This is a genomic window from Acidovorax sp. 107 (genome assembly GCF_003058055.1).
In the GTDB taxonomy this organism is placed as follows: domain Bacteria; phylum Pseudomonadota; class Gammaproteobacteria; order Burkholderiales; family Burkholderiaceae_C; genus Acidovorax.
Window position 1 is genome coordinate 1,240,865 of the sequence record NZ_QBTZ01000001.1, and the last position, 14,631, is coordinate 1,255,495.

Annotated in this window: 10 protein-coding genes; all 10 read left to right on the plus strand. The window is 64.7% G+C overall.

Features of this window, described 5'->3' with window-relative positions; all coding sequences use genetic code 11:
* Positions 1–38: 38 nt before the first annotated feature.
* The gene (locus tag C8C99_RS05880) at positions 39–440 is read left to right on the plus strand and encodes a thioredoxin family protein (protein WP_056645705.1); all 402 of its coding nucleotides are present in this window, start codon (positions 39–41) and stop codon (positions 438–440) included.
* 201 nt (positions 441–641) lie between these two features.
* Entirely contained in the window at positions 642–3,992 is a 3,351-nt protein-coding gene (locus C8C99_RS05885; protein WP_108625234.1) for a DEAD/DEAH box helicase, read from the plus strand.
* A 276-nt stretch (positions 3,993–4,268) separates the two neighbouring features.
* The gene (rimP, locus tag C8C99_RS05890; RefSeq protein ID WP_056645699.1) at positions 4,269–4,865 is read left to right on the plus strand and encodes a ribosome maturation factor RimP; all 597 of its coding nucleotides are present in this window, start codon (positions 4,269–4,271) and stop codon (positions 4,863–4,865) included.
* A gap of 79 nt (positions 4,866–4,944) precedes the next feature.
* Positions 4,945–6,429: a transcription termination factor NusA gene (nusA, locus tag C8C99_RS05895; protein ID WP_056645696.1), complete on the plus strand. Its 1,485-nt coding sequence runs from the start codon at positions 4,945–4,947 to the stop codon at positions 6,427–6,429.
* Positions 6,430–6,453: 24 nt separating this feature from the next.
* Positions 6,454–9,327: a translation initiation factor IF-2 gene (gene infB, locus C8C99_RS05900; protein ID WP_056645692.1), complete on the plus strand. Its 2,874-nt coding sequence runs from the start codon at positions 6,454–6,456 to the stop codon at positions 9,325–9,327.
* Between the two features lie 32 nt (positions 9,328–9,359).
* On the plus strand, positions 9,360–9,731 hold the full coding sequence (gene rbfA, locus C8C99_RS05905; protein ID WP_056645684.1) for a 30S ribosome-binding factor RbfA: 372 nt from the start codon (positions 9,360–9,362) through the stop codon (positions 9,729–9,731).
* A 3-nt stretch (positions 9,732–9,734) separates the two neighbouring features.
* The gene (gene truB, locus C8C99_RS05910; RefSeq protein ID WP_056645678.1) at positions 9,735–10,736 is read left to right on the plus strand and encodes a tRNA pseudouridine(55) synthase TruB; all 1,002 of its coding nucleotides are present in this window, start codon (positions 9,735–9,737) and stop codon (positions 10,734–10,736) included.
* Positions 10,733–12,556: a translational GTPase TypA gene (typA, locus tag C8C99_RS05915; RefSeq protein ID WP_056645675.1), complete on the plus strand. Its 1,824-nt coding sequence runs from the start codon at positions 10,733–10,735 to the stop codon at positions 12,554–12,556. Before truB ends, typA begins: the two co-directional genes overlap by 4 nt.
* Before the next feature lie 68 nt (positions 12,557–12,624).
* Positions 12,625–13,500 (plus strand): DMT family transporter, encoded by an 876-nt coding sequence (locus C8C99_RS05920; protein WP_108625235.1) that lies wholly within the window; start codon positions 12,625–12,627, stop codon positions 13,498–13,500.
* Entirely contained in the window at positions 13,497–14,591 is a 1,095-nt protein-coding gene (locus C8C99_RS05925) for an enoyl-CoA hydratase/isomerase family protein (protein WP_108625236.1), read from the plus strand. Before C8C99_RS05920 ends, C8C99_RS05925 begins: the two co-directional genes overlap by 4 nt.
* Positions 14,592–14,631: the final 40 nt, after the last annotated feature.

Consider the following 14,631-nt stretch of genomic DNA (forward strand, 5'->3'; position numbering starts at 1 on the left):
CGCCGCACTGCAGCGCGGTCCTTCCAGGAGCCCTTTTGATGTCCAGTCCCGCTGCACTGCCAGAACCGACCCCCACGAGCCATGGTGCCGCCACGCCCAGCGGCTGGTGGGCCGTGTGCCTGTGTGCAGCGTGGTGTGGCACCTGCGGCATCTACCGCCCCTTGTTCGACGAATTGGCCCGTGCGCACCCGGACGTGCGGTTTGAATGGGTGGACATCGAAGATGAGTCCGATCTGGTCGGTGACCTGGACGTGGAAACCTTTCCTACTCTGCTGATTGCCGACGGCGAGCGGGCCCTGTTCCTGGGTCCGCTGTTGCCGCAGGCGCCGGTGCTGACACGGTTATTGACCAGTCTGCAGGCGGCAGCGCCCGGTGGTGCGGGGGCGGGGGGCGACGCCCAGGGTGTTTTCGAGCGCGTGCGTGCAGCGCGCGGCGGCTAGTGGGCGGTCTTGCGGGCTGGTAGCGGTCGTTACCGTAGCACCGCCAATTGCTTGAATGCTCTTTATTTGATAGCTGATGGCGCATGATCCACTAGCGCTACAGCCACTTTTTGCTCGAAATCCGTGTCCACACCCTGCCCACCCTGGTTCCCGCTCAATTCACTGCAGGCCCAGTGCGACAAGGGCGCGTGGGAGCGAGGCATGGAGCTGTACCGCCAGGCAGACGTGGTGCGCGTGGGTATCCGGCAGCCAGCGGAGGGCCGCTGGGCTCTGGCGGGTGAAGTGCAGGGCAGCTCGCCCCACCCGTACGAGGTGTCCGTACAACTGGTGCTTGCGCCCAACGGCCAGGTCAAGCAATGGTCGGGCGACTGCAGCTGCCCCGTGGGGGCAGATTGCAAACACGCTGTGGCCCTGACCCTGGAGGCCGCGCACCGCGACCCGGCGCAGGGCCCGTCGTCCACGCGGGCTGCCGATGCGCTCAAGGCCATGCAGGAGCGCAAAGAGGCCCTGGCGCGCGCCGAGGCCGAGGCCCGCCTTCTGCATTGGCTGCAGGAGTGGGACCGGGCCCTGGGCGTTGCCGTGCCGCAAGATCCGGTCGCACGGCCGGGGCGGCCCGAGTGTTATCTCTATCTGGTCTCTACCGTAGGGCGGGCGCGCACCAGCGTGCCGCAGTTGCAGCTGGAGGCCGTGGTGTCGTACCCCAAGCTCACGGGCGGCTGGGCCAAGCCGCAGCAGATCCGCACCCAGCCCGCGCCCGGCCAGGCCGTGTACGACCGCGCCAGCGATGCCGACCGCCAGGTGCTGCAGCTGCTGCGCGCCATGCCGCGCAGCGTGGGGTACTACTCGGCCTACAGCGTCGCGCCCATCGGGGTGCTGGAGGGCGCGGTGGGCCTGCTGGCGCTGGAGCAGGCAGCGGCCACGGGCCGCCTGTTTGTGGATGCGGGTGGGTCTACCGTGGGTGCGCCTTTGCAATGGGGCGATGCGCTGCCGATCACGTGGGCGTGGCAGGCATCCACGCCCGCGCAAGGCAGCGAGGCTGTCTGGGGGCTACAGGCACGGCTGCCGGGCGACACTGCGGTTCTTTGCGACAACCACCCGCCCTTGTACCTGGACGCCGTCCAGGGCGTTTGCGGCCCGGTGCACGCCGAGGGCCTGAGCCCGGCCCAGGTGGCCATGCTGCTCAAGGCACCCGCGCTCACTGCTGCGGCGCTGCAAAAGCACCATGCCGAGGTGGTGCGCCGCATTGGCGGCGTGTTGCCGTTGCCTCCGGCGCTGGGCCTTCTCACGCAGGTGCGGGGCGTGAAACCCGTGGCGCGCTTGCATTTGGCCCCGTCACCTGCAAACAAGGTGGCCGAAATGGGGCTCATCACTGCGCAATTGCGGTTTGACTACCAGGGCCATGTGGGCTGGTGGGCGGGACAGGATCTGGCGGTGCTGGTGCGCGGTGCCGACGGCGGCCAGGTGCTGCTGCAGCGCGATGCGGTGGCTGAACGCCATGCCATCGAGCGCCTGGAAGGTCTGGGCCTTCTGGCCACGGACGACGGCCTGTTCGGCATCCCCGGCGAGCGCCCGCAGGACGACTGGATGCACTGGGCGGACGACGGCTTTGCAGCGCTGCGCGACGCGGGGTTGGATGTCACGCTGGACCCGGCGCTGCAGGGCTGGGTGCAGCACGCCGACCGGCTGGATGTGGTGCTGCAGCCTGGGGGTGACGATGCGGCCACATCGCCCTGGTTTGCGCTGTCGCTGGGCATGGAGATCAATGGCGTGCGCCACAACATCCTGCGCTGGCTGCCCGACCTGATTGCTGCCGCCGCAGCCCAGCCGCTGGACCCTGCGACGGGCCTGCCCCAGCTGCCTGCGCATGTCTACATGGCCTCTTTGACCGGCCCTGGCTTTGTGCGCCTGCCCACCGATGCGCTACGGCCCTGGATGGCCGCGCTGCTCGATCTGGCGGGCGACCGCGCGCGTGATTTCAACGCCGACAGCCTCAAGCTTTCGCGCCTGGACGCCCTGCGTACCAGTACTGCGCTGGGCGAGGGCGCGGTGTGGCAAGGCGCCGCTGCCTTGCACGACATGGTGGCCCAGCTGCGGGGCGCCAGCGCCTTGCCCGAGGTGCCGCTGCCCGCCAGCGTGCGCGCCACGCTGCGCCCGTACCAGCAGCAGGGTCTGAACTGGCTGCAGTTTTTGCGGGCCCACGGCCTGGCCGGTGTGCTGGCCGACGACATGGGCCTGGGCAAAACGCTGCAGACCCTGGCGCACATCCAGGTCGAAAAAGACGCGGGGCGGCTGACTACCCCCGCACTGGTCATCGCACCCGTGAGCCTGATGGGCAACTGGCAGCGCGAGGCCGCCCGCTTTTGCCCGGGCCTGCGGTGTCTGGTGCTGCATGGCGCGGGGCGGCATGAAGTGGCCGATGAAGTCACCGCGCACGACCTGGTCATCGCGCCGTACTCGCTGCTGCAGCGCGACCGAGACCGCTGGCTGGTGCACCCGTGGCACCTGGTGGTGCTGGACGAAGCCCAGAACATCAAGAACGCCAGCAGCCAGGCCGCGCAGGTGGTGGGCGAGCTGCAGGCGCGACACCGGCTGTGCCTGTCGGGCACCCCCATGGAAAACCACCTGGGCGAGATCTGGAGCCTGTTCCACTTCTTGATGCCGGGCTTTCTGGGCAGCGCGACGCGCTTCAAGGAGGTGTTTCGCACCCCCATTGAAAAGCAGGGCGACGGCGCGCGCATGGCGCAACTGCGTGCGCGCATCACGCCCTTCATGCTGCGGCGCACCAAGGCCCTGGTGGCGGGGGAGCTTCCGCCCAAGGTGGAATCGGTCATGCCCGTGGAGCTGACGGGCGCGCAGGCCGACCTGTACGAAACCATCCGTCTGGGTATGGAAAAGACCGTGCGCGAGGCGTTGCAGTCCAAGGGGCTGGCGCAATCGCAGATCACGATCCTGGACGCACTGCTCAAGCTGCGGCAGGTGTGCTGCCACCCGCAGCTGGTGCCGCTGGAGGCTGCTGCCAAGGTCAAGACGTCGGCCAAGCTCGGCCACTTGATGGCACTGCTGCCCGAAATGCTGGCCGAGGGGCGTCGTGTTTTGCTTTTCTCACAGTTCACCAGCATGCTCACGCTGATCGAGGCCGAGCTGAAGGCGCGCAACCTGCCCTGGGTCAAGCTCACAGGGCAAAGTGTCAAGCGCGACGCGATCATCGAGCAGTTCACCAGCGGGCAGGTGCCCCTGTTCCTCATCAGCCTCAAGGCGGGCGGGGTGGGGCTGAACCTGCCGCAGGCCGACACCGTGATCCATTTCGACCCCTGGTGGAACCCGGCGGTAGAGGACCAGGCCACCGACCGCGCCCACCGCATCGGCCAGACGCAAAGCCTGTGGGTGATCAAGCTGGTGGCGCAGGGCACGATTGAAGAAAAGATCCTGGCGCTGCAGGAGCGCAAGGCCGAACTGGCAGACAGCCTGTACAGCGGCGCGGCCGCTCGCAAGGAGCCGCTCTTTACCGAAACCGATCTGGCAGAGCTACTGCAGCCGCTATCAGTGTCATAGCGGCTGGCGCGCTCCGGGCCAGCGGGAGATGCAGATTTGGCACGCGGCCGCCCGGCAGGCTGCATGAACACTGGCTTGGGCAGGTTGACAACAGTTTTCGCGGTCCTCGCCTTTGCAAATCAACACTTTACAGGCTACAATACGATTCTCACGACCAAACGGGCGGGTACCAACCGCCCGTTTTTTTTGGTCGAACGCTTTTGGAGCTCGAAGCTGTCGGGGAAGAGTCTCCGGGGGTTATCGGGTTTTTTGTTTTTCCGGGATTGAACTGAACACGTGGCATTGCAGCAAGTCGTTGAACAAATTGTGGCGGGCCTGGGGTATGACCTGGTGGAGATCGAGCGCTCTGCCGGTGGCCTGTTGCGCGTCACCATCGACTTGCCTTGGGTGCAGCCTGCCGCTGATGCGCCCCAGCCCCTGATCGAGCAGTTCGTGACGGTCGAGGATTGCGAGAAGGTCACCCGCCAGCTGCAGTTTGCGCTGGAGGTCGATGGCGTCGAGTACAAGCGCCTCGAAGTGTCATCCCCCGGTATCGACCGGCCTCTGCGCCACGAGCAAGACTTCGTGCGTTTCGAGGGCTCGGTCATCGACATCACCCTGAAGGCGCCCATCGGCGCCGCAGCAGCGGGAGGGCAGGTCAACGCCACCCGCAAGAAATTTCGCGGCACGCTGGAGCGGGCCGAGGCTGGTGGCTGGCAGATCGTCTGGAGCGACGAGCCGCCGGTCAAGCCAGGTCAAAGAGTCAGCAAGAAACGCGTGCCAGCCCCTTTGCAGGCGATGGGCTTTACCCTGGACGAGTGCCGTGATGTGCGCCTGGCGCCCATCGTGGACTTCAAGGGGCGCGCAGGCAAGGCCGGGGCGGCACCCGCCTGATTTGCTGCTGAAAATTGTGGGGTGGGTGGCCGCAGCGCGCAGCCCCGCCCTCGGGTGATTGAAATAGGAGAGTCGTCGCATGAATCGCGAATTGTTGATGTTGGTTGAGGCCATTTCGCGCGAAAAGAACGTGGAGCGTGATGTGGTCTTGGGCGCCGTGGAGTCGGCCCTGGCCCAGGCTACCAAGAAGCTGTACCAGGGCGAGGTGGACATTCGTGTGTCCGTCGATCGCGACAGCGGCAACTACGAGACTTTCCGTCGCTGGCTGGTCGTGCCCGACGATGCCGGCCTGCAAAACCCTGAAGCCGAAGAACTGCTCATGGATGCGCGCGACCGCATCCCCGACATCGAAGTCGGTGAGTACATCGAGGAAGGCGTCGAGTCCGTGCCCATCGGGCGCATCGGCGCCATGGCCGCCAAGCAGGTCATCCTCCAGAAGATCCGTGACGCCGAGCGCGAAATGTTGCTCAACGACTTCATGTCGCGCGGCGAAAAGATCTTCACCGGTACCGTCAAGCGCATGGACAAGGGCGACATCATTGTCGAGTCCGGCCGCGTGGAAGGTCGTCTGCGTCGCAACGAAATGATCCCCAAGGAAAACCTGCGCAGCGGCGACCGCGTGCGGGCCATGATCATGGAAGTCGACCTCACGCTGCGTGGCGCACCCATCATCCTGTCGCGTTCGGCGCCCGAGTTCATGATCGAGCTCTTCCGCAACGAAGTGCCCGAGATCGAGCAAGGCCTGCTGGAGATCAAGTCCTGCGCCCGTGACCCCGGCTCGCGCGCCAAGATCGCCGTGCTGTCGCACGACAAGCGTGTGGACCCCATCGGCACTTGCGTCGGCGTGCGCGGCACCCGTGTGAATGCGGTCACCAACGAGCTCGCTGGCGAGCGCGTGGACATCGTGCTGTGGTCGGAAGACCCGGCACAGTTCGTGATTGGTGCACTGGCCCCGGCCAACGTGTCCTCTATCGTGGTCGATGAAGAAAAGCACGCCATGGACGTGGTGGTGGACGAGGAAAACCTTGCCATCGCCATTGGCCGTGGTGGTCAGAACGTGCGCCTGGCGTCCGACCTGACCGGCTGGAAGATCAACATCATGGACGCCGCCGAAAGCGCGCAAAAGCAGGCCAACGAGACCGACACTGCCCGCAAGTTGTTCATGGAAAAGCTGGATGTGGACGAGGAAATCGCCGACATCCTGATCTCCGAAGGTTTCAACAGCCTCGAAGAAGTGGCCTACGTGCCGCTGCAGGAGATGCTGGAGATCGAAAGCTTCGACGAAGACACCGTCAACGAGCTGCGTGCCCGCGCCAAGGACGCGCTGCTCACCATGGAAATCGCCCGTGAGGAAAGCGTGGAAGAGGTCTCCCAGGACCTGCGCGACCTCGAAGGCCTCACCCCCGAGCTGATTGCCAAGTTGGCTGAAGGCGGTGTGCACACACGTGACGACCTGGCCGATCTGGCCATTGATGAACTGACCGACCTGACCGGACAGTCTGCAGAAGAAGCCAAGGCCTTGATCATGAAGGCGCGCGAACACTGGTTCGCGGGGCAAGAGTAAAGGTCAGGGAGGCACGAACCACATATGTCCAGTAACACTGTCGCCGAGTTCGCCACCGAACTCAAAAAATCGCCTGAAACCCTGCTCGACCAGCTCAAGGCTGCGGGCGTGGGCAAGGCTGCCCCCTCTGACGCGTTGACCGAGTCGGACAAGCAAAAGCTGCTGGCCTACCTGCAGGCCAGCCATGGCACGAGCTCTGCCGATCGCAAGAAGATCACGCTGGTCAAGAAGTCCACCAGCGAAATCAAGCAGGCCGATGCCACGGGCAAGGCCCGTACCATCCAGGTGGAAGTGCGCAAGAAGCGCACGTTCATCCAGCGCGATGAAGGTGCCGAGGCCTCTGCCGAGTCGCACGCACCTGCCGCAGCGGAAGAACCTGCCGTGTCGAGTGAGGACCTCGAACTGTCCCGCCGCGAGGAAGAAGCTCGCCGCCAGGCCGAGCTGATCCGTCGCCAGGAGGCCGAGCTGGCTGAGAAGCGCGCGGAGCGCGAGGCCCGCGAAAAGCGTGAGCGCGAAGCTGAAGAGCGCGCTGCCGCCTACGCTGCCCAGGAAGCCGAGAAGAAGGCCCAGGCTTCTGCCGTCAAGCAGGAAGCCACCCGCGAACAGGCTGCTGAAGCTGCTGCGCGCAATGCCGCACAGACTGAAGCCCGCGAGAAGGCCGCTGCCGAATCCAAGGCGCGTGCCGACGAGGAAACCGCGCGCGCAGCCGATCTGGACGCTCGCCGTCGCAAGGCCGAGGCCGAGGCTGCCGCCATCCGCTCCATGATGGCCACGCCCAAGAAGGCGGTCATGGTTGCGAAGAAGCCCGAGGAACCCAAGCCAGTGGCCAAGCCCGCTGCGGTGGGTGACGCCAAGAAGGGCACGTTGCACAAGCCGGCTGTCGGTACGGGCGTGGCGCGCGCAGGGGCTCCCGCCGCTGCCGGGGCCGGCGCAGGTGCGCCCGGCGCGGGCAAGGAAGTCAAATCGGCCAAGCTGTCTTCCAGCTGGGCCAATGACACGGCCAAGAAGAAGGAAATCAAGACCCGCGGCGACAGCAGCGGCGGTGTCGGTCGCAACAACTGGCGTGGTGGCCCCCGTGGCCGCCGTGGCGACAACCGCGACCACCGTGATGATCACCAGCAGGCTGCACCGGCCGAGGCGCGCATCATCGAAGTGCATGTGCCCGAGACCATCACCGTGGCCGAGCTGGCGCACAAGATGTCGATCAAGGCGTCCGAGGTCATCAAGGCGTTGATGAAGATGGGTCAGATGGTCACCATCAACCAGCCTCTGGACCAGGACACTGCCATGATCGTGGTGGAAGAAATGGGCCACAAGGCGGTGGTGGCAGCGCTGGACGATCCAGAAGCCTTCACCGACGAAGATTCGGGCCAGAAGGACGCCGAACTGTTGCCACGCGCTCCGGTGGTCACGGTCATGGGCCACGTGGACCATGGCAAGACCTCGCTGCTGGACTACATCCGCCGCGCGAAGGTGGCTGCGGGCGAAGCCGGCGGTATCACGCAGCACATTGGTGCCTATCACGTGGAAACGCCACGCGGCATGGTGTCCTTCCTCGACACCCCCGGTCACGAGGCCTTCACGGCCATGCGTGCCCGTGGTGCCCAGGCGACCGACATCGTGATCCTGGTGGTGGCTGCCGATGACGGCGTCATGCCCCAGACCAAGGAAGCCATCAAGCACGCCAAGGCGGCGGGTGTTCCTATCGTGGTGGCGATCACCAAGGCCGACAAGCCCGATGCCAACCCCGACCGCGTCAAGCAGGAACTGGTGGTGGAAGAGGTGGTGCCTGAAGAATACGGTGGCGATTCGCCGTTCGTGCCTGTGTCTTCCAAGACCGGCATGGGCATCGACACGCTGCTGGAGCAGGTGCTGCTGCAGGCCGAAGTGCTGGAACTCAAGGCGCCGGTCGACTCGCTGGCCAAGGGCCTGGTGATTGAAGCGCAACTGGACAAGGGACGCGGCCCGGTGGCCACGGTGCTGGTGCAGTCCGGCACGCTCAAGGTGGGCGATGTGGTGCTGGCCGGCCAGACCTTTGGTCGTGTGCGCGCCATGCTGGACGAAAACGGCCGCGTGGCCAAGACGGCCGGTCCTTCGATCCCCGTGGAAATCCAGGGCCTGACCGAAGTGCCGCAGGCAGGTGACGAGTTCATGGTGCTGACGGACGAGCGCCGTGCCCGCGAAATCGCCACCTACCGCGCTGGCAAGTTCCGCAACACCAAGCTGGCCAAGCAGCAGGCTGCGAAGCTGGAGAACATGTTCGCCGACATGACGGCGGGCGAGGTCAAGACCCTGCCCATCATCGTCAAGGCCGACGTGCAAGGTTCGCAGGAAGCGCTGTCGCAGTCGTTGCTCAAGCTCTCGACCGACGAGATCAAGGTCCAGCTGGTGTATGCCGGTGTGGGCGGTATCAGCGAGTCCGACATCAACCTGGCCATTGCCTCCAAGGCCATCGTGATCGGTTTCAACGTGCGTGCCGATGCCGGTGCGCGCAAGACGGCCGAGAGCAACGGTGTGGACCTGCACTACTACAGCATCATCTATGACGCTGTGGACGAGCTCAAGGTCGCCATGTCCGGCATGCTGGCACCCGAGCAGCGCGAGGAAGTCATCGGCACGGCCGAGATCCGCACGGTGTTCGTCGCCACGAAGATCGGCACGATTGCTGGTTCGTACATCACCTCGGGCATGGTCCACCGCAACGCACGCTTCCGTCTGCTGCGCGACAACGTGGTGGTCTACACGGGCGAAGTCGATTCGGTCAAGCGTCTCAAGGACGATGTCAAGGAAGTCAAGGAAGGCTTCGAGTGCGGTATCAAGCTCAAGAACTACAACGACATCAAGGAAGGCGATCAACTCGAATTCTTTGATATCAAGGAAATCGCACGCACGCTGTAAAGCGGGGCGACGACGAGAGCGACGACTACGACATGGCTGCGAAGAAATCTGCCACCCCCAACCGCGCCTTCAAGGTGGCCGATCAGATCCAGCGCGATCTGACGGAACTGATCGCGCGCGAGTTGAAAGACCCGCGCGTGGGCATGGTGACGCTGCAGGGCGTGGAGGTGACCCCCGACTACGCCCACGCCAAGGTGTTCTTCAGCCTGCTGACGGGCGACCCTGTGGAAACCCAGGCGGCGCTCAACCAGGCGGCGGGATTCCTGCGCAATGGTCTGTTCAAGCGTCTGCACATCCACACCGTGCCTACGCTGCACTTCGTGTTCGACCGCACCTCCGAGCGTGCGGCCGACATGAACGCCTTGATTGCCAAGGCCGTTTCTTCGCGCGCGAAAGAGGACTAGTCCATGAACGCGCCACGCACCAGGGTGCAGCGGCGCCCTGTGCATGGGGTGTTGCTGCTCGATAAACCGCTCGGCCTGTCGAGCAATGACGCCTTGCAAAAGGCGAAATGGCTGCTGCGCGCCGAGAAGGCGGGCCACACCGGCACGCTGGACCCGCTGGCCTCCGGGGTATTGCCCCTGTGTTTTGGGGCGGCTACCAAGTTCAGCCAGCTGCAACTGAACGCACCGAAAACCTATGAAGCCGTGGCGCTGCTGGGTGTCACCACCACCACCGGCGACGCCGAGGGCGACGTGGTGGAGCGGCGTGAGGTGCTGCCTGAGCAGGCGACTCCAGAGCGCCTGGCGGCTGTGCAACGGCAGTTCACCGGCCCCATTCGCCAGGTGCCGCCCATGCACAGCGCGCTCAAAAAGGACGGCAAGGCGCTGTACGAATATGCGCGCGCCGGTGTCACGGTGGAGCGCGAGGCGCGCGACGTGGTCATTCATGACCTTAAACTTACGCTGGTGCAGACCGATCATGCGCAGACAGCTATCAAAATAATAGTAACCTGCAGCAAGGGCACTTACATTCGCACCTTGGGTGAGGACATTGGTGCGGCACTGGGTTGTGGCGCGCACCTGACCTTTTTGCGCCGCATCGATACCGGGGGCCTTGGCGTGGAGCGCTGCATCTCGCTGGCGCAGCTGGAGGCCTTGCCCGAGGCGGAACGCGTTGCCTGTCTGGAAGCACCTGAATCCCTGCTGGCACAACACGTGCGTGTCACGCTGAACAGCGAGAATGCAGTCCGGTTCCTGTCGGGCGTGCGGCGTCGCGGCAACTGGCCCGATGCCAGTGCCGTGGCGGTGTTTGGCGAGAATCCCCCGGCGCTGCTGGGGGTGGGCCACATCGTGGGCGGGGAGCTGGTGCCGGACAGGCTCCTGAGTCCGCTGGAAATTCAACAAATTTTGGAAGGCACGCCGCATTCCGCGCCAACAGCGCACAGCGGCACATTGGAAAAACTATGACTAAACAAATCCGCAACATCGCCATCATTGCCCACGTTGACCATGGCAAAACCACCATGGTTGACCAGCTGCTGCGCCAGTCCGGCACTTTTGCCGACCACGAAAAGGTCGTCGATACCGTGATGGACAACAACGCGATCGAAAAGGAACGCGGCATCACCATCCTGGCCAAGAACTGCGCCGTGAGCTGGAAGGGTACGCACATCAACATCGTGGACACCCCCGGCCACGCGGACTTCGGCGGCGAAGTGGAACGTGCCCTGTCCATGGTGGACAGCGTGGTGCTGCTGATCGATGCGCAAGAAGGCCCCATGCCCCAGACGCGTTTCGTGACCAAGAAGGCCCTGGCCCTGGGCCTGCGCCCCATCCTGGTGGTGAACAAGGTGGACAAGCCCGGTGCCAACCCCGACAAGGTTGTGAACGCTGCGTTCGACCTGTTCGACAAGCTGGGCGCCACCGACGAGCAACTCGACTTCCCCGTGGTGTACGCCTCGGGCATCAACGGCTGGTCGTCGCTGGAAGAAGGCGCGCCTGGCGAGCAGTGGGGCCCCGACATGTCGGCCCTGTTCGACACCATCCTCTCGCACGTGCCACCGAACACGGGTGACGCCAACGCCCCGCTGCAGCTGCAGATCTCGGCGCTGGATTTCTCCACCTTCGTGGGCCGCATCGGCGTGGGCCGTATCAGCCAAGGCACCCTCAAGCCCATGATGGACGTGGTCGTCATGGAAGGTCCTGATGGCAAGGCCGTCAAGGGCCGCGTGAATCAGGTGCTGACGTTCCAAGGTCTGGATCGCATGCAGACGCCCCTGGCAGGCCCTGGCGACATCGTGCTGATCAACGGCATTGAAGACATCGGCATCGGCGTGACTGTGACCGACCCTGCCAACCCCGCGCCGCTGCCCATGCTCAAGGTGGACGAGCCCACGCTGACCATGAACTTCTGCGTGAACACCTCGCCGCTGGCAGGTCGTGAAGGCAAGTTCGTGACCAGCCGCCAGATCTGGGACCGCCTGCAGAAGGAACTGCAGCACAACGTGGCCCTGCGCGTGAACGAGACCGACGAAGAAGGCATCTTCGAAGTGATGGGCCGTGGTGAACTGCACCTGACCATCCTCTTGGAAAACATGCGCCGCGAAGGCTACGAACTGGCTGTGTCCAAGCCCCGCGTGGTGTTCAAGGACATCGACGGCGTCAAGCACGAGCCTATCGAGCTGGTGACGGCCGACATCGAAGAAGGCCACCAGGGCGGCGTGATGCAGGCCCTGGGCGAGCGCAAGGGCGAGTTGGTGAACATGGAGTCCGACGGCCGTGGCCGCGTGCGCCTGGAATACCGCATCCCGGCCCGTGGCCTGATCGGTTTCACCAACGAGTTCCTGAACCTGACGCGTGGTTCGGGCCTGATCTCCAACATCTTCGACAGCTACGAGCCGCACAAGGGCGACATCGGTGGCCGCAAGAACGGTGTGCTGATCTCCATGGACGACGGTGAAATTTTCACCTACGCCCTGGGAAAGCTGGATGACCGTGGCCGCATGTTCGTGAAGGCGAACGACCCCGTGTATGAAGGCATGATCGTCGGCATCCACAGCCGCGACAACGACCTGGTGGTGAACGCCACGCGCACCAAGCAGCTGACCAACTTCCGCGTATCCGGCAAGGAAGACGCGATCAAGATCACGCCTCCGATCGACCTCACGCTCGAATACGGCGTGGAATTCATCGAAGACGACGAACTGGTCGAGATCACGCCCAAGTCCGTGCGCCTGCGCAAGCGCCACCTGACCGAAAACGAGCGCAAGCGCGCTTCCCGGTCCTGATGGGCTGAGCGTCCCCGGAAGGGCCACTGCTGCGCAGTGGCCTTTTTTCCGTCTGCAACCCGAAATCAATGTTGAAACTCACGCATTCCCGCGCTGTGCTGCTGATGGTGGCGGTCACTTTGATGTGGTCGATCGCCGGCGTAGTCACGCGCCATCTGGAGCACGCATCGAGCTTTGAGGTGACCTTCTGGCGCAGTTTCTTCACGCTGCTGTCGCTGTTGGTCATCCTGCCCGTGCTGCAGGGCCGGGCGATGTTTGCCTCCATGCGCCATGGCGGCCGAGCGGTGTGGATCTCCGGCGTGTGCTGGAGCGTGATGTTCACGGCGTTCATGGTGGCGCTGGTGCTCATGCCGGTGGCCAATGTGCTGGTCACCATGGCGGTGGGGCCGCTGCTCACCGCGCTGTTTGCGCGGGTGTTCATTGGCCATCACATTGCCCCGCGCACCTGGGCAGCGATTGGGGTGGCGGGCCTTGGCATCGCGTGGATGTATGGTTCGCAGATGGCAGGCCTGCCGCTGGCGGGCACGCTGGTGGCGCTGTGCGTGCCGGTGGCTGCAGCCGTGAACTGGACGGTGGTGCAGCATTCGCAGCGCCACGGGCATGCGGTGGACCTGGTGCCGGCGGTGCTGGTGGGTGCGGTGATTTCGGTGGTGGCCACACTGCCGTTGGCGCTGCCTTTTCAGGCGTCGGCCCATGACCTGGGTCTGCTGGCGCTGCTGGGCGTGGTGCAATTGGCCATCCCTTGTGTGCTGGCCGTGCGCTGCGGGCGTGTGCTGAAGGCGCCCGAGATGGCGCTGCTCGGTCTGCTGGAGGTGATTTTCGGCATCTTGCTGGCATGGCTGGGCGCGGGCGAAAAGCCCGGCACGGCGGTGCTGACGGGGGGCGCGCTGGTGATCGGTGCGCTGGTTTTCAATGAACTGTTGGGTTGGAAGGAACAAAAATGACGGAGACGGTCGTGTCGGAAGTGTTGAGCGAAGTGCGAGGCCAGGTGGGCTTCATTACCCTGAATCGCCCGCGTGCGCTCAATGCCCTGTCGCTGGGCATGGTGCGTGACCTGATGGGCATCCTGCTGGCCTGGCAGAACGATGCCCGGGTGCTGGCCGTGGCGATTCGCGGCAGCAACAAGGAAGGCCCGTTTGGCGCCTTTTGCGCAGGCGGTGATATCCGCTTTCTGCACCAGGCGGGCAGCCAGGGCAATCCGTTGATCGAGGATTTCTTCACCGAGGAGTACGCGCTCAATCACCTGATCCACAACTATCCCAAGCCCTACATCGCTTTCATGGACGGCATCGTGATGGGCGGCGGCATGGGCATCAGCCAGGGCGCAGCGCTGCGCGTGGTGACCGAACGCACGAAGATGGCCATGCCCGAGACGGCCATTGGCCTCTTCCCGGACGTGGGCGGTGGGTACTTTCTGAGCCGTTGCCCCGGCCGTGTGGGCGAGTGGCTGGCGCTGACGGGCGACACCATCGGCGCTGCCGACGCCATCGCCTACCAGCTGGCCGATGGCTGCCTGCCCTCAGACCGGCAGGCGGCGGTGTGGGAGGCTCTGGCCACACAAAGCTTTGCGGATGGCGCAGCCATCAAGACCTATATTGCTTCTCAATTTGTAGCGGCTCAGGCAAGCGGTTCTAGCGCTTTGGCAGATATTGACCAATATTTTGCTCTGCCAACCGTCGGTGACATCGTGCAGGCACTCGAAGCCTCCGACAGCGACTGGGCACGCGCCACGGCGGCCACGCTGCGCAAGCGTTCGCCGCTGATGCTGCATGTGGTGCTGGAGCAGATCCGCCGTGCCCGTGCAATGGGCCTGGCCGACGACCTGCGCATGGAGCGCGACATGGTGCGCCACTGCTTCTTCCTGCGCCCTGGGCAGAGTGAGACGGTGGAGGGCATTCGTGCCCTGGCCGTGGACAAAGACCATGCACCCCAATGGAATCCTGGCCGCATTGAAGACGTGACGCCGGATATGGTCACGCCCTTCTTTGCCAGTCCCTGGCCTGCGCACGCGCACCCTCTGGCCAGCCTGGCCTGATCGGCGAACGTCGTCACCGGGCGGAGCCCCTGGCGGCGCG

Excerpts from the sequence above, each read along its gene's own strand:
- C8C99_RS05885 (WP_108625234.1), top strand. The coding sequence starts at position 642 with ATGGAGCTGTACCGCCAGGCAGACGTGGTGCGCGTGGGTATCCGGCAG.
- nusA (WP_056645696.1), top strand. The coding sequence starts at position 4,945 with ATGAATCGCGAATTGTTGATGTTGGTTGAGGCCATTTCGCGCGAAAAG.
- C8C99_RS05925 (WP_108625236.1), top strand. The coding sequence starts at position 13,497 with ATGACGGAGACGGTCGTGTCGGAAGTGTTGAGCGAAGTGCGAGGCCAG.
- C8C99_RS05920 (WP_108625235.1), top strand. The coding sequence starts at position 12,625 with ATGTTGAAACTCACGCATTCCCGCGCTGTGCTGCTGATGGTGGCGGTC.
- truB (WP_056645678.1), top strand. The coding sequence starts at position 9,735 with ATGAACGCGCCACGCACCAGGGTGCAGCGGCGCCCTGTGCATGGGGTG.
- typA (WP_056645675.1), top strand. The coding sequence starts at position 10,733 with ATGACTAAACAAATCCGCAACATCGCCATCATTGCCCACGTTGACCAT.
- infB (WP_056645692.1), top strand. The coding sequence starts at position 6,454 with ATGTCCAGTAACACTGTCGCCGAGTTCGCCACCGAACTCAAAAAATCG.
- C8C99_RS05880 (WP_056645705.1), top strand. The coding sequence starts at position 39 with ATGTCCAGTCCCGCTGCACTGCCAGAACCGACCCCCACGAGCCATGGT.
- rbfA (WP_056645684.1), top strand. The coding sequence starts at position 9,360 with ATGGCTGCGAAGAAATCTGCCACCCCCAACCGCGCCTTCAAGGTGGCC.